Source organism: Vibrio ulleungensis, from assembly GCF_016900875.1.
In the GTDB taxonomy this organism is placed as follows: Bacteria; Pseudomonadota; Gammaproteobacteria; order Enterobacterales; family Vibrionaceae; genus Vibrio; species Vibrio ulleungensis.
Window position 1 is genome coordinate 313,711 of record NZ_JAFEUM010000002.1, and the last position, 21,133, is coordinate 334,843.

19 protein-coding genes and 1 pseudogene are annotated in these 21,133 nt (G+C 47.4%); 10 read left to right on the forward strand and 10 right to left on the reverse strand.

Annotation, left to right across the window (positions count from 1 at the left end; genetic code table 11):
- Positions 1 to 7 precede the first annotated feature (7 nt).
- Entirely contained in the window at positions 8 to 814 is an 807-nt protein-coding gene (locus JQC93_RS06300) for a Cof-type HAD-IIB family hydrolase (protein ID WP_205157627.1), read from the reverse strand.
- A 248-nt stretch (positions 815 to 1,062) separates the two neighbouring features.
- Here JQC93_RS06300 and JQC93_RS06305 point away from each other — a divergent pair, with 248 nt between their 5' ends.
- The 4 genes from JQC93_RS06305 to JQC93_RS06320 are packed head-to-tail and all read left to right on the forward strand — an operon-like array spanning position 1,063 to position 5,007.
- Positions 1,063 to 2,079, forward strand: coding sequence for a GGDEF domain-containing protein (locus JQC93_RS06305; RefSeq protein WP_205157628.1), 1,017 nt, complete (start codon positions 1,063 to 1,065; stop codon positions 2,077 to 2,079).
- A gap of 59 nt (positions 2,080 to 2,138) precedes the next feature.
- A complete protein-coding gene (locus JQC93_RS06310) occupies positions 2,139 to 3,191 on the forward strand; it encodes an aldo/keto reductase (RefSeq protein ID WP_205157629.1) in 1,053 nt (350 codons plus the stop codon).
- A gap of 47 nt (positions 3,192 to 3,238) precedes the next feature.
- Entirely contained in the window at positions 3,239 to 3,916 is a 678-nt protein-coding gene (locus JQC93_RS06315) for an NAD(P)H-binding protein (protein WP_205157630.1), read from the forward strand.
- Between the two features lie 26 nt (positions 3,917 to 3,942).
- Complete coding sequence (locus JQC93_RS06320; protein WP_205157631.1) at positions 3,943 to 5,007, forward strand: threonine aldolase family protein; 1,065 nt, start codon at positions 3,943 to 3,945, stop codon at positions 5,005 to 5,007.
- 80 nt (positions 5,008 to 5,087) lie between these two features.
- On the opposite strand, the gene JQC93_RS06325 is transcribed toward JQC93_RS06320, so the two are convergent.
- Positions 5,088 to 5,684 (reverse strand): cytochrome b, encoded by a 597-nt coding sequence (locus JQC93_RS06325; RefSeq protein ID WP_205157632.1) that lies wholly within the window; start codon positions 5,682 to 5,684, stop codon positions 5,088 to 5,090.
- Positions 5,685 to 5,775: 91 nt separating this feature from the next.
- Here JQC93_RS06325 and JQC93_RS06330 point away from each other — a divergent pair, with 91 nt between their 5' ends.
- Together JQC93_RS06330 and JQC93_RS06335 are read left to right on the forward strand one after the other, a co-directional pair.
- Positions 5,776 to 6,681 carry a LysR family transcriptional regulator gene (locus JQC93_RS06330; protein WP_205157633.1) on the forward strand — a complete coding sequence of 302 codons (906 nt, stop codon included), beginning with the start codon at positions 5,776 to 5,778 and terminating at the stop codon, positions 6,679 to 6,681.
- A 51-nt stretch (positions 6,682 to 6,732) separates the two neighbouring features.
- Positions 6,733 to 6,921, forward strand: a complete 189-nt coding sequence (locus JQC93_RS06335; protein ID WP_205157634.1) for a helix-turn-helix transcriptional regulator — start codon at positions 6,733 to 6,735, stop codon at positions 6,919 to 6,921.
- Here JQC93_RS06335 and JQC93_RS06340 read toward each other — a convergent pair whose 3' ends face one another.
- From JQC93_RS06340 to JQC93_RS06370, 8 genes and pseudogenes are all read right to left on the reverse strand, one after another.
- Entirely contained in the window at positions 6,922 to 7,446 is a 525-nt protein-coding gene (locus tag JQC93_RS06340; protein ID WP_205157635.1) for a hypothetical protein, read from the reverse strand.
- A 173-nt stretch (positions 7,447 to 7,619) separates the two neighbouring features.
- The gene (locus tag JQC93_RS06345; protein WP_205157636.1) at positions 7,620 to 8,918 is read right to left on the reverse strand and encodes an allantoate amidohydrolase; all 1,299 of its coding nucleotides are present in this window, start codon (positions 8,916 to 8,918) and stop codon (positions 7,620 to 7,622) included.
- Positions 8,919 to 10,202, reverse strand: coding sequence for a pyridoxal-phosphate-dependent aminotransferase family protein (locus tag JQC93_RS06350; RefSeq protein ID WP_205157637.1), 1,284 nt, complete (start codon positions 10,200 to 10,202; stop codon positions 8,919 to 8,921).
- A gap of 96 nt (positions 10,203 to 10,298) precedes the next feature.
- On the reverse strand, positions 10,299 to 11,117 hold the full coding sequence (locus JQC93_RS06355) for a sulfite exporter TauE/SafE family protein (RefSeq protein ID WP_084887626.1): 819 nt from the start codon (positions 11,115 to 11,117) through the stop codon (positions 10,299 to 10,301).
- A 3-nt stretch (positions 11,118 to 11,120) separates the two neighbouring features.
- Positions 11,121 to 12,746: a gamma-glutamyltransferase family protein gene (locus JQC93_RS06360; RefSeq protein WP_205157638.1), complete on the reverse strand. Its 1,626-nt coding sequence runs from the start codon at positions 12,744 to 12,746 to the stop codon at positions 11,121 to 11,123.
- 42 nt (positions 12,747 to 12,788) lie between these two features.
- A complete protein-coding gene (locus tag JQC93_RS20260; protein ID WP_328833536.1) occupies positions 12,789 to 14,018 on the reverse strand; it encodes an amidase family protein in 1,230 nt (409 codons plus the stop codon).
- Between the two features lie 18 nt (positions 14,019 to 14,036).
- A pseudogene (gene puuE, locus JQC93_RS20265) lies at positions 14,037 to 14,939 on the reverse strand (allantoinase PuuE); the annotation flags it as partial.
- Positions 14,940 to 15,068: 129 nt separating this feature from the next.
- The gene (locus JQC93_RS06370) at positions 15,069 to 15,704 is read right to left on the reverse strand and encodes a TetR/AcrR family transcriptional regulator (RefSeq protein ID WP_205157640.1); all 636 of its coding nucleotides are present in this window, start codon (positions 15,702 to 15,704) and stop codon (positions 15,069 to 15,071) included.
- A 341-nt stretch (positions 15,705 to 16,045) separates the two neighbouring features.
- On the opposite strand from JQC93_RS06370, the gene JQC93_RS06375 reads away from it, so the two are divergent.
- From JQC93_RS06375 to JQC93_RS06390, 4 genes are all read left to right on the forward strand, one after another.
- Complete coding sequence (locus JQC93_RS06375; RefSeq protein ID WP_205157641.1) at positions 16,046 to 17,578, forward strand: ABC transporter ATP-binding protein; 1,533 nt, start codon at positions 16,046 to 16,048, stop codon at positions 17,576 to 17,578.
- Positions 17,571 to 18,710, forward strand: a complete 1,140-nt coding sequence (locus JQC93_RS06380; protein ID WP_205157642.1) for an ABC transporter permease — start codon at positions 17,571 to 17,573, stop codon at positions 18,708 to 18,710. Before JQC93_RS06375 ends, JQC93_RS06380 begins: the two co-directional genes overlap by 8 nt.
- On the forward strand, positions 18,710 to 19,636 hold the full coding sequence (locus JQC93_RS06385) for an ABC transporter permease (RefSeq protein WP_205157643.1): 927 nt from the start codon (positions 18,710 to 18,712) through the stop codon (positions 19,634 to 19,636). Before JQC93_RS06380 ends, JQC93_RS06385 begins: the two co-directional genes overlap by 1 nt.
- Before the next feature lie 328 nt (positions 19,637 to 19,964).
- Complete coding sequence (locus JQC93_RS06390) at positions 19,965 to 21,041, forward strand: BMP family ABC transporter substrate-binding protein (RefSeq protein WP_205157644.1); 1,077 nt, start codon at positions 19,965 to 19,967, stop codon at positions 21,039 to 21,041.
- Positions 21,042 to 21,133 lie beyond the last annotated feature (92 nt).

A 21,133-nucleotide genomic window follows, 5' to 3' on the forward strand; every position in this document is an offset into this window, starting at 1 on the left:
CTCTGTTTTAAGAAAGGATTAGTTCTTCAACAACCAGCGCGATACCATCGTCTTCATGGCTCGCCGTCACTCTGTCCGCAATGGCCTTAGTGTCCTCATCCGCATTATCCATCGCAACACCTACGCCGGACATCTGCAACATCGCTCTGTCGTTACCAGCGTCGCCAAAGCTTAAAACTTCGTCCATCGATATCCCTTTGTCTTCAGCGATGGCCTTTAATGCCACCCCTTTATTCACTTCTGGGTTTAAAAACTCAAAAAAGATGGGTGCACTTTGTACCAAAGTAAACTGCTCGGCCAAATGATTGGGTAACTTAGCAATTCCATCGGTCAAACGCTCTGGTTCACTGACCATTAATACCTTGATGATCGGATGGTCATCTTCTAAGTCATCAAAGTTATATTCAGTGACATCGACTTTATTTACTTTAGCTTCATGAGCGGTTTGAGGGTTGTGACGAGGTGTAATGACGCCGTGGACGGTCGAGAATGCGTGCATACTCAAGCCAAGTTTATCGACTTCTTGTTTGATCATCTTCGCGTCTTTGCCTGTGATACCTTTGCTCAGTAACGTTTTATCCTTAGTCAAATTACTCGATAATGCGCCGTTAAAGCTGATCATGTAATTGGGTTTCGACGCTATCTTGAGCTGTTCCCATATCGGTGCGATACCAACATTAGGCCTGCCCGACGCCAACACAATTTCTACGCCTTTAGCGTGTGCATCCGCAAGGGCCTTTTGTGTACGAGGTGAAATTGTCTTGTCTTTTTTTAGTAACGTACCGTCGAGATCTAGAGCGATCAATTTAATCATTTTACCAATGCCTTATGAACAATTTGAAGAAGCCATATTCTGAGAGCATTCCACCTTACAGCTTCGTAATTGCGCATGCAATCGCACGCCTAAAGGATAGCGAACCAAAAAATTTCACGCTTCAATACTAATTTGGCGTGATATACGTAAAGAATATAAGGTTAATCTAGCCTCAGCGGTGTCAATTTGTAAACGTATGGAATACTATAACAATAACTAAAGACCGCTCTGAGCTATATGGACTTCAAATGAGCCAAGACGACATCGCCAAAGCAACACATATATTAAAGCAAACTGTTCCATTGATGATGCAGCATAAAGTTGCCGCTACGCCGCCCAATTATGCACTGTGGTATACCTATGTTGAACAGTCTAACCCAGACCTAAACAGTTCATTAGATTCAATTGTCAAAGAAAAGAAGCCGTGCACTCCAAGTACCAACGAAACACTCTATAAACAGTACATAGCCGGTACGCAAGAAACCAGTTTTGATGAGCTAAAAAGAAACCTAGAACTTATGGTAGCCGAGTTATCGAGCACCATGAACACAACACTATTAGACAGCTCCGATTTTTCACAAAAAATAGACACCAGCTTCGCCCAACTCGAGCGTGTGGAAAACGAAGGCCTATCGATGGACCAGGTTATGGACACCGTTCGGCTGCTGGTAAAAGAGTCAAAATCAATACGCCATTCCACCAGCTTTTTCACTAGCCAACTAAACAACGCAACCAGCGAAATTGCCAAACTTAAACAGCAGCTTCAAGAAGTCCAAAAGGATGCTTTGTTTGATGCCTTATCTGGCTTGTACAATCGCCGAGCGTTTGACAAAGATATACAGATGCTTTGCGCAAGTGGTGATGCGTTCAGTCTAGTTCTGCTGGATTTGGACCACTTTAAAAAGCTGAATGATGACTACAGTCACTTACTTGGTGATGCGGTGATCCGTGCCGTCGCCAATCGACTAAAAGCCGTGAGTCGTGAAGGCATTAGTGCGTATCGTTATGGTGGTGAAGAGTTTGCACTCATAGTACCAGACAAAGATTTGCGCATTGCTCGCCACTATGCCGAAACTGCAAGACGTTCGATTGAGAAAATCGCGGTTAAAGACAAGCAAAGTGGCCGCAGTGTTTCCTCTATTACCGCGTCGTTTGGCGTTGCCGAGATAGACGAAAAAGAAAGTGCGCTGTCATTGATTGGGCGAGCGGACAAATTGCTGTATGAAGCGAAACAACTGGGTCGAAACCGAGTTATGCCGCTTTAGCTACGCTTGGCACAATCAATTGTGCTAACGTAGTGATACACCAGCAAGGAGAAGCCAGAATGGATTATGTGAAACTAGGCAGCAGCGATATTAACGTGTCGAATATTTGCCTTGGTAGTATGACGTGGGGTAAACAAAACAACCAGACCGATGCGGATCAGCAAATTGACTACGCATTGGCGCAAGGGGTGAACTTCATCGATACAGCAGAAATGTATGCAGTGCCCCCTACTCCCGATACATACGGCACAACAGAGGCCATTATTGGTGATTGGATCGCAAGACACCAAAACCAACGTAAAGACCTAACTATCGCTACAAAAATTGCGGGGACGGGTCTTCCTTGGGTTCGAAATGGCGGACCTATTACTGGCGAAGCGGTTATTCAAGCCGTTGACCAGTCTCTAAAGCGATTACAAACCGACTACATCGATCTTTATCAACTGCACTGGCCAAATCGAACTTCTCCCCATTTTGGCAAGCAGTGGCCCGGTCAAATTCGGTTTACGGACGTTGATCCTCAGCACGAACGTAACCAAATGCTGGAGATATTACATGCTCTCGATGACTGCGTAAAAATGGGTAAAATCCGTCATGTCGGCCTTTCAGACGAAACCACTTGGGGGATAACCACTTATTTAGAGCTTTCTAAGACGCACGGCCTCCCCAAAATGGTCTCTATTCAAAATGAATTTAACTTACTGAGCCTAAAAGATTGGCCTTATCTTATTGAACAGTGCGTGCATCAGAATGTTGCCTACTTACCTTGGTCACCGCTTGCAAGTGGTGTCTTAAGCGGAAAATACGCAAATGGTGCCCGCCCCGAAGGCAGTCGCTGGTCAATCAGCAATCCGCGGGGTCTACACAGAGATACGCCTCAAACTCATCAAGCCGTCGAGTGTTACGTAAACATTGCTAAGCAAGCCAATCTTACGCCTGCACAATTGGCGCTGGCGTGGTGCAAGCAAGTCGACGGCGTCACGTCGACTATTATTGGCGCAACCTCAAAGCAGCAACTCATTGAAGATATCGCTGCATTTGACGTTGTTTTGGACCAAGAAACGCTCGACATCATTGGTCAGACGATCCGTCAATTTCCAGCCACTTTTTAGTCATAGACCTCGCCCAACACGCGAGCTAAGTTCAACAAGGATATTCAATGACATTCCCGTCAAATTCCACTGTCATTGTTGCCGGTAGCACGGGCTTAATTGGCTCTTCAGTTATTAAGCAGTTGCTACTAGAGCCCAATGTTTGCAGTGTGACTGCGCTTAGCAGACGACCGTTACCTTTTCAGGCAGAAAAGTTACAGGTTGCGATACACTCCCCACTGGCTGTGCCAGTCGAGCCAGGTACTGAAACCACTTATCACTATGGGTTTATTTGCCTTGGGACAACGATAAAGCAAGCGGGCTCTAAAGACGCGCTCGAAGCCATTGACCGCCACTTGGTCGTGAATATTGCCGAGCAAATGAAAACTGCTGGCGTTCGCCACCTTGCTGTCGTGTCCTCCATTGGCGCGAATGCCAAATCAGCATCGCACTACCTTCGCTGTAAAGGGTTGATGGAACAAGAAGTCAAAGCCTTGGGCTTTGACAGCTTAGTGTTTGCCCAGCCGGGCCCCTTATCGGGTGAGCGAGAAACCACTCGCAAAGACGAAGTATTACTTCAACGGGTATCTAAGTGGATAGAGCCACTTATGGTTGCAGGGTTGAAAAAGTATGTGCCTATTTCTGGCGAAGATGTCGCAACAGCTATGATGAGCGCTGTGACTCAACCCAACGCAAAAAGTGTTCAGCGACTCAACACAATTGAATTACGCAATCTAATACCTTAAACCATCAAGCTTCAGGTTAAATCACCATGTCACAACAGCTAAAAAATCAGTGCTCTATTCATATTCCAGGAAATGCCGAGCCAACACCTGCCGAACATTTTGAGCAAATGGCCGCGTGGTGTGAAAAGCACCAAGTCGACCATGACGTTTACGGTGATGGAGCAACACTGCAACAGTTTGAATCAAAAATTGCGACACTTTTAGGCTATGAAGCCGCGATGTTCGTCGTTTCTGGCACTATGACGCAACCGACTTTGCTGGAAATGGTCACCCAACAATCGGGCAAGTCCAACGTTGTGATGCACAGCAGTAGTCACATTCTTTTGCATGAAAATCAAGGATTTCAACTGCAAAACCGTTTCAATGTCCTTCCTGTCGGGCACCGATTTTCACCGTGGACAACCAATGACTTAGCTCAAATTGTCGATCCGATAGCCGCGGTCCTCTATGAGCTGCCGATGAGGGAAATCGGTGGACAACTTCCAGTGTGGGAAGAGCTACAAGAAATCAAAGCTCACTGCCGTCGCAACAATATTCACATGCATATGGATGGCGCAAGATTGTGGGAATGCTCAGCCTTTTACGACAAAAGCTATAAAGAGATCTGCTCAGGATTCAATACCACCTATGTCTCACTGTATAAGGGCATAGGTGGAATGGGTGGCTCTATGCTGTGCGGCAGTCAATCTATGATTAATGCGGCAAAAGTGTGGATGCAGCGTGTTGGTGGCAACTTGTACCATAGAACACCTTACGTGGTATCAGCAATGATGCAGTTTGACCAACGTATCGACGCCATGCCAGACCTCTTTAAGCGTACCCAAGAGCTTTACCAACTGCTCAACCACTACCCCACATTGCAACCCGTGCCAGTGAAACCAAACGCGAACATGTTGCACCTTTATCTGCCTCACAGCTATGAGAGCGCTGTCAACATTCGCGATACCTTGGCCAAAGAGCACGGAGTTTGGATTGGTAACCCGCAGCGAACCGATAACCCTATGCAGTCAAAAATTGAATGGTATGTAGGGGATAATCTACTTGCAATACCAAATGCCAAAATAGAAAAAGTTCTTTTGGCATTAAGCTAATTCTGTTTAGCCAATACCCTATAAGACACAGCCTCCCTATATAATAGTAAGCCTCTCATCGAGAGGCTTTTTTGGCGTAATCACAATGCTCTTCTTTTCTGAACATCCGCTTGCCGCTGTTTTTTATTTCGCTTAAACCACATCGACCGCAGCACCCCATCCTTTTTCACAAAACCATGAAACAGCGCTGCTCCAATATGTCCAATGAGTAGTAGCTTGAAGCTGCTAACAGCCGATTCATGGAGCGAACGCATCGACATGAATGTTGACTCACTGTAACCGTCAACTGAGGCGTTACTCAGGTTAAACGTCCCAAATACATTCACAGCCAATTCATGTTGCTGCGCGGTCAAAATACCAGTAACTGGAATGGCTATCATGCACAGATACAACGCGTATTGCATGGTGAGTGCGGCCGCTCGTTGTGCACTAGGTAAAGGGTGCACCGGTCTTGGGGAGCGAATAACAAACCGTTTAGTTAGCCTTATTAGCAGTAATATGATCACTAGACTGCCTATGCTTGAGTGGCCTGTGAGCATTACTAAGCGATCGGCCTCTGTGGTTGCGCTAGCAAACCCTTGCCCGGCCAATAACATAAGTACGAACAGAAACGCCATAACCCAGTGTAACAGTCGATAGCCCAAGTCGTAGCGCGTTGATTGTTGTTTGATATCCATAATTGTTTTCCTTGTCACTCTGTATTGCACAATTATGAATTAGCAGCCAGAATCAACAATACCAAATAAATACAACGCACTGTTTTCAAATATGAACAATGATCTAAACGAAATCCGTATTTTTGCCAAAGTCGCTCAACTGCAAAGCTTTACCAAGGCAGCGCAAGCATTAAACATTGAAAAGTCCACTGCCAGTAGCAAGGTGAAGCAGTTAGAAAATAGATTGAACATCCGCCTTTTACAGCGCACAACACGTTCGGTGCTGCTGACTCCTGCTGGCGAACAATATCTGGACTATTGTTTGGATGCGCTCAATGCGTTAAACCAAGCAGACAACTACATTGCTGAGCTGAATCAAGTACCTTCTGGCTACTTAAAAGTAGCGGTACCCCATAATTTTTTGGATGTGGTCATCGACTCGGTGATCACCCCATTTTTAAATGCTTACCCACAAGTAAGCTTGGAGATCATTCAAACCGATAACGATATTGACTTAATAGAAGAAGGGTGTGATCTCGCCGTACGCTTTGAGTTTAACGATATTGCAGACAGTTCATTGGTGTATCGAAAACTGTTCGACACCCAATGGATTGCTGTTGCGACACCCGAGTTTATGAATACCCACGGCTACCCAAAATCGATCGCTGAAATATCCGCGTTACCTAGCGTGGGTGTAGTGGGGGCTCACACCTCACGAACTCATAAAGGTAATCAACAGTTGTACTGGCAAGGCACCAAGGTCCCACTGACTCATCGCTTAATCACCAATAATGCCCGTGCAACCATCGAGGCGATCAAAGCCGATATTGGCTTTGGTGTGATGCCAAAAGGCATGGTGAGAAATGAACTAGAAAATGGAACGCTCGTACAGGTAAGCCCAAAGCTGAATATCGAACACTCAAGCATGTATGTCGTCTATCCCAGTCGTATTGGACAACCGGCGAAAGCGAAGGCGATGCTAGAGGCGCTGCTAGAATGGGCTAAACAGAGGCAATAATGGAGAACACTAATTATGCCAACCCCACGCGATATTAATTGAACAAAACCAATGTTTAACCTTTTCGAGCGAGAGTATCAAACCTTATGCTATTTAGCGCAAGGTCTATCTGGAAAGCGAGTTTCGCAACGTATGGAGGTGAGTTACGAAACGACTCGCAAATACATTAAAGTATTGCTGCGAAAGACAAACACCCACTCGCAGCAGGAGCTGTTATCCCTGCTGCTTGCGTATTCGTGATCAGTTATTCATCATTTGCTCTATTTCAGTGAGATAAGGCGCAATAGCTTCACGGTCGGAGTCGGTGGTTTGTTTGGCGTATTCGAGTAACGAAGTAATGGCCGCTTGGCCAGCTTCAATATTTTCCTTCATCGCCTCGTTTGCGTATTCACTCTCAAGCATGGCGGCTGATTGCGCAAGACCTTCCTCCATTTGAGCGACCATCTCGGGGCTCATCGCCGCACCAAATATTTCGAAACTGGTCTCTTTGAGTTCGGTTATGCTATCGAAGCCATACCCACTAATCATTTTTGAAAACTCAGGATAAAATGACTCTTTTTTGAGCATTGCCTCTGCTTCTTCGTCGCTCAATCCTTGAACTTTAGAATCAAATTGCTCGAGAATGTCGCCGTTATCACTGGACCACTGCTCAATTGCCGGTATCGCTGCCATCCAATTTTCAACTTTAGTGGCCGTTAGCGCAGCAAAGCTGGAAAAACTGACTAACAACGAGATGATTGTGACTACGTATTTTAGGGCTCTCATGACGACTTTCCTTTTCCCAAGTGTAAACATTTCAAGATAGTCAAAATTAACGTATTTAACGGCTAGATACAGTAATTCATAGCCGCTATTGCGGAAATTTCCTAAAAGTGACACTCACAATCCACATCACTAAGCCAAGCGATGAACCACTTTAGATCAGCGGACAAGCATAATCACTGGTGAGCATATGATTCCACGAGGAGCAGCAGTGATTGCACTGCCTTCATAGTATCGTGCTGAGTTACCGATTCGGCTGGGTGATGGCTCACTCCCCCTTCGCAACGCATAAAGATCATTGAAACCGGCATTCTATCGGCCAATATCATTGCGTCGTGCCCTGCCCCAGACACTAAGCAAGTCGATGACTCACCTAACTGTTCCATTATTGTGAGCACGCGCTTCATCATAAGAGGATCGCAAGCTACAGCACTTGCGTTGTGGGTTTGAAGCCATTTTAAACGGCCATTGGGCATCTCAGAGCACAGCTGCTCTAAATCCTGTTGTAGTGATTCGATGACCGCATCTCGAGCCGCATCGCTGCTACTTCGAATATCCAAGCTTAACACCACACTACCAGGAATAACATTTACCCCTCCTGGCATCACCTGCATTTTACCCACCGTGGCCACTACAGGATGGTCGCTGTGAGCGGTTTGCATTGCTCGTTGGTACACCGACTCGACCCATCGACTAGCGCACACTAGCGCATCGCTTCTCAATGCCATAGGGACTGTTCCTGCGTGCCCAGCATGGCCATGAATTTCAATGTCAAAGCGTCTCGCGCCAGCAATCGAAGACACCGCCGCCAACGACAAATCTTTCTCTTCGAGCACAGGCCCCTGTTCAATATGCAGTTCTACATAGCCAAGTACTTCATTGCTGTCGACGTGGGCACGAGAGACTTTAGACGCATCGAGTCCAAACTCGTGCATCGCTTGGGCAAGGCTTACACCGTCAGCATCGGTAAGCTCTCGCCAAGCAGGGTTCCACTTACCAGCGATGGCTGAGCTTCCCAGTAACGTACACCCAAAGCGGGTGCCTTCTTCGTCCCCAAAACCAACAACATCGATATGATAGTCAAACTGCGATTGTTGCTTGGACAACTGCTGTAAAATGACCAACCCAAGCACCACGCCCAATACCCCATCGTACTTTCCTGCATTGGGAACGCTGTCGGTATGAGAGCCTATAATGAGACGTTTGGCATTAGTATTAGCACTTGGCAATCTAAGCCATTGATTGCCCGCTGCGTCTTGCCAGCTACTGAGTTGATACTCACTTGCCCACTCAACCAGTGTTTGGTTAGCCTGTTGATGCTCTTTGGTGAGGTATCGACGGTCGACTTGGCCTGGCGTCTGAGTTAACAAAGCCAACTGCTCACAGTAATCTAATGCTCGCGCGGCCAATTCGTTAGTCATTGAGCTGTTAGCGTCTGCAGTGATTGAGTCTAGAGAAGTTAACGTTTCGTTCATTTAACCCTCCTCAGTAGCAGTAGCCTGTGATGTGTGGTTCACACCATCAACAGCATGTCGTGAACAAGAAAACTCTGCAAGAGCACTCGGATACGCCGCCCCTTGATTTACGGGAACCCCAGCCTGCGTTAACAACGCTTCCAAAGCGACCAATGTAGTGAGTACAGTATCTAAGCGAGCATTGTACCCCATTGTGCCAATGCGCCAGATTTTGCCGTGCAGAGGTCCAAACGAGGTGCCTATTTCAATATTAAACTGAGTAAGCATCGCGACTCTCAAAGCCTCACCATCAATGCCACTAGGGATAACAACACCAACTACATTGTTCATTTTATGGCTTTGGTCGCCAAACAGCGTTAACCCCATCGAAGTGAGCCCTGCGCTCATCGCCGCGCCAGCACGTTGGTGACGCTCAATAACCTTAGATAAGCCCTCTTGCAAGTTAAGCTGCGCGCACTCGCGCGCCGCATACAACATACTGCTAGCTTCTGTATGGTGGTTAAGCCTTTCGCTTCCCCAATAGTCCAACACCATACCAATATCAAAATAGTTAGACGCTATTCGACTGTTACTGCCACTAATATGATCATCGGTACGGATCCCTTCTTCAATGTGTTTACGTGAGCGAATTAGAGAGACGGCTTTTTCACTTAATGTAATGGGCGCCGAGCCCGAAGGACCGCCCAAACACTTTTGAAGACCGGCGGAAACAGCATCCAGTCCCCACTCGTCGCTTTTGAGCTCATTTCCTACGATGGACGCCGTTACATCAGAGTAAAATAACACTCCGTGTCGGTGACAGATCTCGCCAACTTCGGCAAGCGGTTGCAACATTGTGGTCGATGTATCACCTTGAACCAGTGCCAATAATTTCGGCCGGTGGGTCTTAATGGCAGATTCGATGGTGGACTCCGGTACAACCGTTCCCCAAGGCACCTCAAAGGCAATAACCTGTGCACCAGCGCGTTCCGCGATCTCTTTTAATAGATGGCCAAATCGACCAAATATCGGCACCAATACTTTGTCACCAGGTTCAATCAAAGAGACTAATACTGCCTCGATACCGGCACGCGCTGTACCATCAATAAGAACCGTCGCTTCGTTATTGGTTTGAAAAATGCCTCGATACAGCGCCATAGTCTGGTTCATGTAATCGGTCATCTGAGGGTCAAATTGGCCAATGAGCTGATTACTCATGGCTTGCAATACTCTTGGGTATGCGTTTATCGGCCCTGGCCCCATTAACAAACGCGGCGCAGGCGATAAACGTTCAAACATGTCCATATGTTATTTCCTTATTGTTCTTCTAATCGTTTTTACTTGGGTGCACGAGTGCACCTGTTTATCTGGTCATCTGGTCATCTGGTCAAATAAGAATGGCTATAAGACTTGGATTAGCATTCGGATGCCAGTAAAGGCCAACGTCACCGCAAACACCTTTTTGAGCATCACGCTGTCGAGTGCTTTGCCTATTCGAGCGCCCACTGGGGAAAACACCACCGTTAACGGCACGATACAGGCAAAGCCTAACCAGTTGACTAACCCGACGTTGCCAAAGGGGGCATCATCAGGCGTTGTGCCTACTAACAGCATGGTGATCACACCCGGCAGTGCAATTAGAAGCCCTACGGCTGCTGCGCTGCCTACTGCGCGGTGCGCTGGAAAGTTGCAAGCAGTGAGTGTCGGTACGGTTAACGTACCACCACCAATGCCCACCATGGAGCTAAGCCATCCGATGACAGTGCCCATTACACCTTGTCCCGCCTTAGCGGGAAGTTGCTTTGACAAGGGTGCTGCATTGGCACGAAACAGCATGTTTACTGCCGAAACCGTCGCAACTACACCAAACAATCCGGTCAACCATGGACCACCAATTTTAGCGACCATTAAGCTGCCGCAGATCACCCCTCCGGTGACGAACGGCGCCCACCAACGAATCAGGTCCCAGTCAACATTGCCATTTTTATGGTGCGAACGTATAGAGCTGATAGAGGTTGGTACAATGGTGGCTAGCGACGTGGCAGTCGCAATTAACATCGCTGAAACAGGAGACACATCAAACCCTTGGAACAAAAAGTACAGCACCGGCACAATAACAATGCCACCGCCGACACCCAGTAAGCCCGCTAAAATTCCTGCGACAATACCCGTCGCGACCAGTGCAAAAAACACCGGTAAAAGTAGTGTAAGTTGTTCCATGAATTATGAATTACCTTGTAATAATTGACTGACGAGGATCCCAGCACCATCGCTGCGTGGGTCACTCGAACATCGTGTGACGGTGTCACTTACGTGAATCGCTCCGGCATGACCAAAAAACTCAGCCAATGCTGGCGCAGCAACCGCATCATGACCTCTGTTAATCAGATGAGTCCCATAGAGGTCAAAAAGTGGCTGCTCCAATTTAAGATTATCTTCCGATTTGCCCCATGTTTTGCCTAACAACCATCTTGGAGCGCTAATGGCCTCTTCTAATGGTTGGCCTTGCACGAGATGTCGCCAAATAATGGCCGCTTGAGTTTGCGGTTGCCCCTCACCACCCATAGTGCCATAAATTAAACGAGAGCCATCGTTAAGCAATGCCATAGGAGGATTAAGAGTATGCATCGGTTGCTTGTTTGGTGCTATAGCGTTAGGGTGTGTTTGGTCAACATTAAAGCCTAGTGAACGATTATTCCACACCACTCCAGTCGCTGGATTAACCAAACCACTGCCAAACTCCCAGTAGATGCTTTGAATATAACTCACTGCGAGCCCTTCACTGTCAACGACACCCATCCACACGGTATCGCCAATGGGGCCCGGTGATGGCCAAGGTGCGGCTTTGTCAGTAATACTCGTGAGCTGTCCATTTAAAACAGCGTCGCTCAATTGCTGATGCTGCATTTCCCGGCACGCATCACTATCCGCCAAGTGCTGGTTACGCCAATCAAATGCCTGCTTAACGGATTCGATAAGTAGATGCAGCAGTTCTTCCTCACCGGTTGCACTTTGAGAATGGCTTTGTGAGACTGATTTGGCGCTAATGTACTTGTCCAACAACGCAACGATCGACAGTGATGCACTGCCTTGTGTGGGCGCAGCCAAATTAAAAAACGCCCCCCATTGAGTCGATATGGACAATGGAGTTTGCCACGCTGCGCGAGTATCACAGAGATCTTGAAAACGGATTGGACTGCCCTGCTCTTTCAGAAAGTGGGCATTCTCTTTGGCAAGCTCGCCATCTAGCCAGCTTTGCAATCCATCGCTTGCTAAGCGACGATAAGTCTGGGCAAGTGCCGGCAAGCAAAGCTTCTCTCCCACGCTTGGCACCACGCCATTGGGCATAAACACCTGCGTAAAGTTGCTGCTTGGGTAGTCAGTATGCAGCTTCTCAATGCCTGCCTTTAAGGTCTCCGTTACTTCAAAACCAGATTCAGCCAACAAGATCGCCGGTTCAAATATTTTGTCCAGACTAAGCGAGCCTTTAAAACGCTGTAACGCCTCTTTCCAACCCGATACCGCGCCGGCTGTGGTCAAGGCAATTTTGGGGCCGCGTAAATGCGCGCCAAACTCGCATTGACCAAGTTCCAGCGCACTTTTGCCCGCGGCATTAAGTGCTATCGGCGCCTCGCCCGGTTTATGGATCATCCAAAAGCCGTCACCACCTAAACTGGTCATGTGCGGGTACACCACTGTCAGCGCGCTCGCCATAGCAACACACGCCTCTATCGCATTACCGCCTTGTTGCAGAATGCGTTCACCTGCAGCAGCTGCACTTTTATGAGGGGCAGTTACAGCGGCGTGATATTGGGTGTCATTGTCCGTTTTGTTGCGGCTTAGCTGCATACTCACTCCTTTGATTTGATTAAAAAAAGCCCAATTATTGTACTATACGCGTAGAACACGCTGCGCCATATCGAACAGATCCAGTTCTCGATGTTGATGGGCTAAAAAACTTATTGAATGTACGCTGACTTTGCCTTCCATCACATCAGACTTTAGTTGTGTACTCGCAGGCAGAATTGGGCAGCTTAACTGAGGCCAACCGCTTAAACCTGCTATTGCTGTCAATCCTAATAACTGCTCTCTTGAATTATTGTTGGCCGTACCATGGGCAGATAACAGACTCTCTGCTGTTGGGGCAGTAGTTGGGGTTGTGGGTAACATCAACACCACACCTTTGGGTAACCAAAATGGCAATGCATCACGCCACTGTTTTAGCCATTTGTCGGCTTGAATCTGCTTTGTTAAAGGAATAGATTCTCCCCAATCAATACGTTGACGAACCGATTCTCCAAAACTATTTTTATGCGCGGATAACCACTCGTAGTGCGTACGCCAGATAGACTCCGCCTGCAACACTGAAAAACACGCTGCTCGCTGCTTACTGTCTAATACTGGAGGGTCGAGTTGCATCTTTTCGCCTTCGTAAGTGTTAAAAAGTTTCCGCGACAACTGTTTCGTTTTAGCGTCGACACCACTCCATAGCGCCTCACACCAAGCCAGCGGCCTATCGACACTTTTACGCAGTGCCAAGGTTTGCAGCTCATTGTGATTGAGCAGCACACAGCTGGCTTTTTTGAGCGCCTGCATATCGCGAGTCAGCAGCCCAACGGTATCAAACCGAGGTGCTAGCGGAACCATTCCTTTGGTCGAGATACTGTTCTGGGTTGGCCTTAAGCCATATAAGCCACAGTAACTCGCGGGCACTCTTACCGAGCCTCCGGTGTCACTGGCAAGCCCAATGTCAGACTCTCCTCTGGCAACGGACACTGCCGCGCCAGAGCTGGATCCACCTGACAGATGGTTATCACTGTGTGGGTGGAGTGACAGTCCATAATGACTATTGTCTCCTGCAAGGGAATACGCTAATTCATCCAATTGCGTCTTATCACCCAACTGCGCCCCAGAATCCAACAGCCTTGTTACAGCTTCTGCATGCTGAGTTGCTGGCTGCGCTGTTTCTGCCCATATAGGCAACCCTGCACCCGTGATTGTCCCCTCAACATCAAACAGATCTTTCACCGATACCGTCAGACCCGATAACACGCCTTCTCCCTTTAGTGGGATCGCACTGCGCAAGTCGGCAACTACATGGTTTTGCTTTAAAGGCGCCACCAACTTCGATGACGCGGTATTATGTGGATGCTCCGCTAACCAATGCTCAGCAATCGCCTCTCGGGTTGTGCACCACACATCATCAAATCCTTTCACATAATCTAAAAAGCGTCGCAATCCTGCCAATCGGCCAGGACGTCCTGCCAATCGACAGTGCAAGCCGATACTAAGCATCTTAGGTGAATCAGCCCCTTCTTGATAAAGCTCATCAAAGGCGTCTTTCAAATATAGGAAGAAATGCTCACCGGTATTAAAGCCTTGTGGTGTAGCAAATCGCATATCATTGCTGTCTAACGTATAAGGAACAATCAACAATGGCTTACTGTACTGGGTATCCCAATAAGGCAGATCATCGGCGTAGCTGTCTGCGCAATAGAGAATGTCGTCTCGCTCTGCGATGATTTTGAGCGTGTGAGGGCTTGTGCGTCCGGTATACCAGCCTTTGGGTTTACTGCCAGTTACGCGCTTATGGATCTCAATCGCTTGCTCAATATGCTCGCGCTCTTGCTGCTCAGTAAAGTGCTGGTAATGGATCCAGCGAAGGCCATGACTAGCAATCTCCCAATTAGACTGCTGCATTGCAGCGACAGCGCTTGGATTTCTCTCTAATGCGGTGGCCACTCCAAACACAGTAACGGGAATTTGGTATTGATTAAACAATCGATGTAAGCGCCAAAATCCACTTCGACTGCCGTACTCATATATCGACTCCATGCTTAAATGACGATCGGAATATGACTCGGCTCCGACAATTTCTGACAAAAACTGCTCTGAGCCCTCGTCACCATGAAGAACACAATTTTCTCCGCCCTCTTCATAATTCACTACAAATTGCAGCGCTATTTTCGCATCAAATGGCCAATGAGGGTTTGGGGGAAGCTCTCCATAGCCTATGAGATCCCTTGGGTATTGATTGGTCATCACTGCTCCTAACCATTAACACTGAATCGCTCACCAAGACATTGACTTGTCTGTTGGATTTGCACTTCATTTCAAACTTGTTATCAGTTGGTTAAGCAAAAATCTGACCAATTGTTCAGGAAATTAATTTTAAGAGCTCGAAACCGCTAAATTTAGTCCTCGTAAAATGGTGCTTACGGTAAATTCTTGCGCCTGTAAAAACTCATCGTCGGATAATTCTCGACCTTTTAATAAGGTAATTTCCGTGTCGAAATCGGCGTAAAACTGGGTTGTGCCCCAGATCATGAACAGCAGGTAGTACGGGTCTATTTTGGCCATTAGCCCTTGTTCGCCCCAGCTTTCAATCACGCTATGTTGGTGGTGGGTCCACTGGATCATCGGTCGTTCAAGGACATCTCGTATGTTTGGAGCACCTTGTATAATTTCCATAGCAAATATTTTGGAATGAAGCGGGTGTGAACGGCTGTATTGCATCTTTTGCTCAATGTAGGTTCGCAGCACAGCCGCAGGGTCTTGCTGGGCTTTATCGGCGCTAAACCCCTGATTCCACATATCCATTATGTCGCTAAGGAGCGCTTTATATAACCCTGTTTTCGACTTGAAATAGTAAAGAATATTCGCTTTGGGTAGGTCCACACAATCGGCGATTGCTTGCAACGACGTCCCTTTAAATCCATGTTTAGCAAACTGTTTAGCGGCAGCTTGTAAAATGCGTGCTTCGTTGCGTTGACGTATGGTACCACTTGCTTTTAGAACACTTTCCATCTGCTTTTCAAACCCTTATCGCTATCGTATCACATAGTCTCGGTAGATCATTACCATCTATAAACCGCGAAATTGTGTCAAGTATTTCATCACTCCAAGAGTGATTGCCTATTCGAACAAAAGGCGATTAAAAAATTTTTATCGCTCTGCGAATACTCAACCATCTAGACTCTTTGTAGGTCAAAACATCGCACCAACATCGTGCAGCTGCACCAGAGGGTGACACATTTTCACAACAAATGAACAACAAAGCCCCCAAATGCCATTTCTGAACACTTGGTCAAGTTATTGCATTAATTAGTCCATTGTTACAAAAAGTAAGCACAAGGGAGTGTGTCATCATGGACTCTACACCACTGATTGAATTGTGGAATCTGAGTAAATTGTTTCCGGGGGTAATCGCCAACGACAATGTCAGTTTCGACATTAAAAAAGGCGAAATCGTTGCGCTTCTTGGTGAGAACGGAGCTGGAAAATCAACCTTAGTTAAAATGATCTATGGGGTGAATCGACCTGACGATGGGGCTATTTTGTGGGAAAACAAAGAAGTATCAATTCGATCTCCCAACCAAGCTCGTGCATTAGGTATTGGTATGGTTTTTCAACACTTTTCGGTTTTCGAAACCCTGACGGTTAAAGAAAATATTGCGCTTGGGCTCGACAAAGAATTTTTACGCGATATTGAAGATCTCTCCGCGTGCATTAACACCATTAGCCAAAAATACGATTTACACGTCGACCCCGATCGCTACGTGCACAGTTTAAGCATTGGCGAACGTCAACGTGTAGAAATCGTTCGCTGCCTCATTCAAGATGTAAAATTGCTTATTTTGGATGAACCCACTTCTGTTTTAACCCCTTTGGAGGTAGCTGGGCTATTTCGTGTTTTGCGTCAGTTGGCCTCTGAAGGCAGCTCCATTTTGTTTATCAGCCACAAACTCAACGAAGTGACCGAGCTATGTGATCGAGCGGTGATACTGCGTGGCGGTAAAGTGAGCGGACACTGTAATCCTAAGCAAGAAACCTCCGCCAGTATCGCCCGCATGATGGTGGGCGACGAAGCGGAGATCACCACCTCATTTACTAAAAAGCACGCACAACACGAGCTTTTACGCACCCACCAACTCACGCTGGCAGCTTCTCACCCATTTGGTTGCGGACTTACTGATGTGAACTTATCGATTAAGCAAGGCGAGATCATTGGCATTGCAGGTGTCGCCGGAAATGGACAAGACGACTTACTGGAAGCGCTAAGCGGCGAAGATGCTCGTATCCCAAATGAATCCATTGTGTTTATGGACGCCCAGATTGGTCAGTTGGATCCTCATCAACGCCGATTAAAAGGGATCACTCACGTGCCAACCAATCGGTTAGGTCAAGGCGCGGTGCCAGAGATGTCTCTTATAGACAATACGCTTTTGACAAACAGTCACCGCTTTATCCGTTTTGGTCTGATTGCAAAAAAATCACTGAAAGCATTGACTCAAACATTAATCAAGCGCCACCAAGTTAAGTGCTCGGGCGACACTGCTCAGGCCAAAAGCTTATCTGGGGGCAACCTTCAAAAATTCATTATCGGACGAGAGATAGAACAGACGCCAAAACTATTGCTGTGTGCCCACCCCACATGGGGCGTAGATATTGCGGCAGCGAGTGCCATTCACCGTAACCTGATTGCCCTTCGCGATGCTGGGTCAAGTGTGTTGGTGGTGTCTGAGGACATAGACGAGTTATACATGATTTGCGATCGCATTGGCGCACTGTATGAAGGGCAACTGTCGCCTATTGAACCCGTCGATAAACTGAATAAAGAAACCATTGGCCAATGGATGGCCGGTGCATTCGTTGAACGTAAGGATATCGCTCATGCTTAAGGTCGAGCCTAGAGTAGAAAGTTCTGCATTAATGGGGTGGCTGTCTCCAGTATTAGCCATCGTACTCACTATGTGTGTCAGCAGTATAATGTTCAATGCGCTGGATATTCGTGTATTAGACGCATTGGACGTGTTTGTCGTCCAACCGCTTACCGACCCCTATAATTTGGGCGAGCTAATGGTAAAAACAGCGCCATTGCTGCTGTGCGCTGTCGGCTTGGCTCTCTGCTACAAAGCCAACGTTTGGAACATTGGTGCAGAAGGTCAGCTTCTCATTGGTGCGGTCGCCGCCAGCACCATCGCTGTTCAAGCCACCGAGCAAAGCAGCGCCGCAATCAGTCTGCTTGCTTTACTTGTAGGGATTGTCGCTGGTATGGCGTGGGCCGCTATTCCTACCCTCCTGTATCGCCTCTTTCACACCAATATAATTCTGACCACTATCATGCTCAATTACGTCGGTTTGTATACGCTACTATGGGCCGTTCATGGGCCGTTAGCTGATCCGCAAGGCTTTGGCTTTCCTGAGTCGGTAATATTCGCCGATCCAGTCTTGCTGCCTACGATTATGGAGCAAGGCCGTGCGACGATTAGCATTATAGTCGCTGTGGTCTGCGCAATCATCGCAGGCATGGTGCTGTATAAAACCGTGCCTGGTTTTCAACTTCGCGTGTTTGGTGAAGAGCCGTCTGCTGCACGATACAGCGGTTTTTCAAACAAAAAGATAATTTGGGCAGTCATGTTATGCGCTGGTGCACTAGCAGGACTTGCAGGCGCTGCCGAAGTCACAGGTCCCATTGGGCAACTGATCCCCTCGGTTTCACCTGGTTACGGCTATGCCGCCATAATTGTTGCCTATCTAGGGCGATTAAATCCAATTGCTATCATCTTCGCGGCGTTTTTCATGGGGACTCTGTATATGGGGTCCGATCTCGCGCAGATTGAATTGGGGTTGCCTACAGCGATAACCGGTTTGTTTCAAGGAACGCTGCTGTTTTTCTTGCTGGCGTGCGATTTTCTAATCTATTACCAAATTAAAATTGTCCCTTGGCCTTCTAATAAAAACCGCCGTCAAGCGCTCGATGAGTCACGCACTCAAACCAAAACCAAACCGACCGTTCAAGGAGCGAACTAATGGATGCACTATTGATTCAACAACTGGCTATAGCCGCGTTAAAAACCGGCACTCCACTGCTATTGATCGCGCTAGGTGAACTGATTTGTGAGAAGTCGGGGGTGTTAAATCTCGGCCAAGAAGGCATGATGCTCATGGGCGCAATGGCAGGGTTTGCTGGAGCGTTTTACACCGGTAACCTTTGGTTTGGGGTGATGCTAGCGATGGTCGCAGGCATGACCATGTCGCTATTGTTTGGCCTTTTGTCACTTAAGCTTAATACCAACCAAGTGGCGACCGGACTGGCACTGACCATCTTTGGCACAGGACTCAGTGCGTTTTTGGGCAGCTCACTGGTAGGGGCAACCTTAGACGGTTTCGCGCCATTCGCCATCCCAGGGCTGAGTCAAATCCCATTCTTAGGCCCGCTACTGTTTAATCAAGACTTATTAGTGTATTTGAGTTTTATCTTGGTGGCAGTAAGCGCTTATGTGATGGGCTATACGCGTATTGGACTCACACTACGAGCGGTGGGTGAAAATCCTCACGCCGCCAACGCGCTAGGGATCAAAGTTGTGGCAGTTAGGCTAGGTGCGACCCTATTTGGTGGTGCAATGGCCGGCTTAGCCGGTGCCTATCTGTCCCTTGCGTACACACCAATGTGGATGGAAAACATGACAGCAGGACGAGGCTGGATAGCGCTCGCACTGGTGGTGTTTGCTTCATGGAAAATAGGCTATTTAGTGCTGGGGGCCTACCTATTTGGTTTCGCTTCCATATTGCACCTTGTGATGCAAGGTATGGGTGTGGACATATCGCCAAACTTACTGGCGATGATCCCCTATTTGGCCACCATCATTGTCATGGTCCTCATAAGCTCTAATGCGCTTAAGCAAAAGCTTGCGACCCCAATGAGCCTTGGTAAACCCTTCGACGCACGCGTCTAACTTTCCGCTTCTTTTAGTCGGGTCTACACAACAAGATAAAGAGAGCCTTAATCCGCTCTCTTTTTTTGTGCACTTTTGAATGCATCATTTATGTGCAGCTGCGCATAAATGGTACATATAAATTACATTTCCGTTAACTTCTCAGCTAATCCACGAAAACAATACACGCATAAGTTATTGAAAAATAAAGAAACAAAATATAACTCACTCCGTAACACAAAAAACACGACCAATTGGTCAACTTTTTGCAAACACAACATATCAGTAACAAACAAAAATGTGCTGACTACGGTCAGCAGTGATGGAGAAAGCGATGAAGGACTATTCTATGCAACTGAAAAAATGGTTAACTGCCACAGCGGTTTCCTTAGCAACGTTATATTCTGGGCAGCTATTGGCAGACGATCCGCTTAAAGTGGGTTTTGTCTATGTCGGTCCCGTCGGTGACCACGGTTGGAGTTATGAGCACGACCTTGGCCGTAAGGAAATGGAGCAGCACTTTGCTGGCAAAGTTGAAACCACATACGTAGAAAACGTCCCCGAAGGTGCTGACGCCGAGCGAGTGATCACTCAATTAGCAAAATCAGGACACGATGTCATTTTTACAACCTCTTTTGGCTTTATGAACCCAACACTTAAAGCATCTAAGCGTTTTCCTGATGTCACCTTTGAGCACGCTACTGGGTATAAGCGTAGCGACAATCTGTCGACGTATGCACTGCGTACCTACGAGGGTCGTTACGTCTCGGGTGTTGCGGCAGGAATGACCACTAAAACCAATACCATTGGCTACATCGCCTCTTTCCCGATCCCAGAAGTGATCCGCGATATTAACTCGGTGTATATGGGTGCAAAAAGCGTCAACCCTGATATCGAAATCAAAATTGTATGGGTAAATACTTGGTATGACCCAGGTAAAGAGTCCGACGCAGCTAACGCGCTGATGGATCAAGGCGTTGACGTCATTTTACAGCACACCGACAGCCCAGCACCGCTGATTGCGGCCGAAAAACGCGGCGTGATGGGTATTGGTCAAGCATCTGATATGAGTTCGTTTGCGCCAAAATCGCACATGTTCTCAGTGCGTGATGTTTGGGCTCCACACTACATTCGAACTGTCGAAGAAGTCATGAGCGATAGCTGGGCACCGGAAGATTACTGGGGTGGATTTGCTGATGACATTTTGCAGATTGTCTCTATCAATCCTGATCTTCCAGCCGAGCTGAAAGAAGCCATTGATTCAACCCACAAGTTGATTAAATCTGGCGAGTTCCATCCGTTTACCGGTCCAATCAAGGACAATCAAGGAAACGAAGTGGTTCCTGCAGGTCACACTTTAACCGATAACGAGTTAGCCGGTGTGAACTGGTACGTTGAAGGCATCGACGCCACTATTCCTAACTAACCCCCTTTAGCTCACCGGTTGAACCAAACAGGTTCAGCGGTGAGCTTTTTTATAACCAATAAATTGACCAATTGGACAGCTTTTTAAAACGT

Coding starts and splice junctions, on each gene's coding strand:
- JQC93_RS06300 (WP_205157627.1), bottom strand. CDS start 814: ATGATTAAATTGATCGCTCTAGATCTCGACGGTACGTTACTAAAAAAA.
- JQC93_RS06305 (WP_205157628.1), top strand. CDS start 1,063: ATGAGCCAAGACGACATCGCCAAAGCAACACATATATTAAAGCAAACT.
- JQC93_RS06310 (WP_205157629.1), top strand. CDS start 2,139: ATGGATTATGTGAAACTAGGCAGCAGCGATATTAACGTGTCGAATATT.
- JQC93_RS06315 (WP_205157630.1), top strand. CDS start 3,239: ATGACATTCCCGTCAAATTCCACTGTCATTGTTGCCGGTAGCACGGGC.
- JQC93_RS06320 (WP_205157631.1), top strand. CDS start 3,943: ATGTCACAACAGCTAAAAAATCAGTGCTCTATTCATATTCCAGGAAAT.
- JQC93_RS06325 (WP_205157632.1), bottom strand. CDS start 5,684: ATGGATATCAAACAACAATCAACGCGCTACGACTTGGGCTATCGACTG.
- JQC93_RS06330 (WP_205157633.1), top strand. CDS start 5,776: ATGAACAATGATCTAAACGAAATCCGTATTTTTGCCAAAGTCGCTCAA.
- JQC93_RS06335 (WP_205157634.1), top strand. CDS start 6,733: ATGTTTAACCTTTTCGAGCGAGAGTATCAAACCTTATGCTATTTAGCG.
- JQC93_RS06340 (WP_205157635.1), bottom strand. CDS start 7,446: ATGAGAGCCCTAAAATACGTAGTCACAATCATCTCGTTGTTAGTCAGT.
- JQC93_RS06345 (WP_205157636.1), bottom strand. CDS start 8,918: ATGAACGAAACGTTAACTTCTCTAGACTCAATCACTGCAGACGCTAAC.
- JQC93_RS06350 (WP_205157637.1), bottom strand. CDS start 10,202: ATGGACATGTTTGAACGTTTATCGCCTGCGCCGCGTTTGTTAATGGGG.
- JQC93_RS06355 (WP_084887626.1), bottom strand. CDS start 11,117: ATGGAACAACTTACACTACTTTTACCGGTGTTTTTTGCACTGGTCGCG.
- JQC93_RS06360 (WP_205157638.1), bottom strand. CDS start 12,746: ATGCAGCTAAGCCGCAACAAAACGGACAATGACACCCAATATCACGCC.
- JQC93_RS06370 (WP_205157640.1), bottom strand. CDS start 15,704: ATGGAAAGTGTTCTAAAAGCAAGTGGTACCATACGTCAACGCAACGAA.
- JQC93_RS06375 (WP_205157641.1), top strand. CDS start 16,046: ATGGACTCTACACCACTGATTGAATTGTGGAATCTGAGTAAATTGTTT.
- JQC93_RS06380 (WP_205157642.1), top strand. CDS start 17,571: ATGCTTAAGGTCGAGCCTAGAGTAGAAAGTTCTGCATTAATGGGGTGG.
- JQC93_RS06385 (WP_205157643.1), top strand. CDS start 18,710: ATGGATGCACTATTGATTCAACAACTGGCTATAGCCGCGTTAAAAACC.
- JQC93_RS06390 (WP_205157644.1), top strand. CDS start 19,965: ATGCAACTGAAAAAATGGTTAACTGCCACAGCGGTTTCCTTAGCAACG.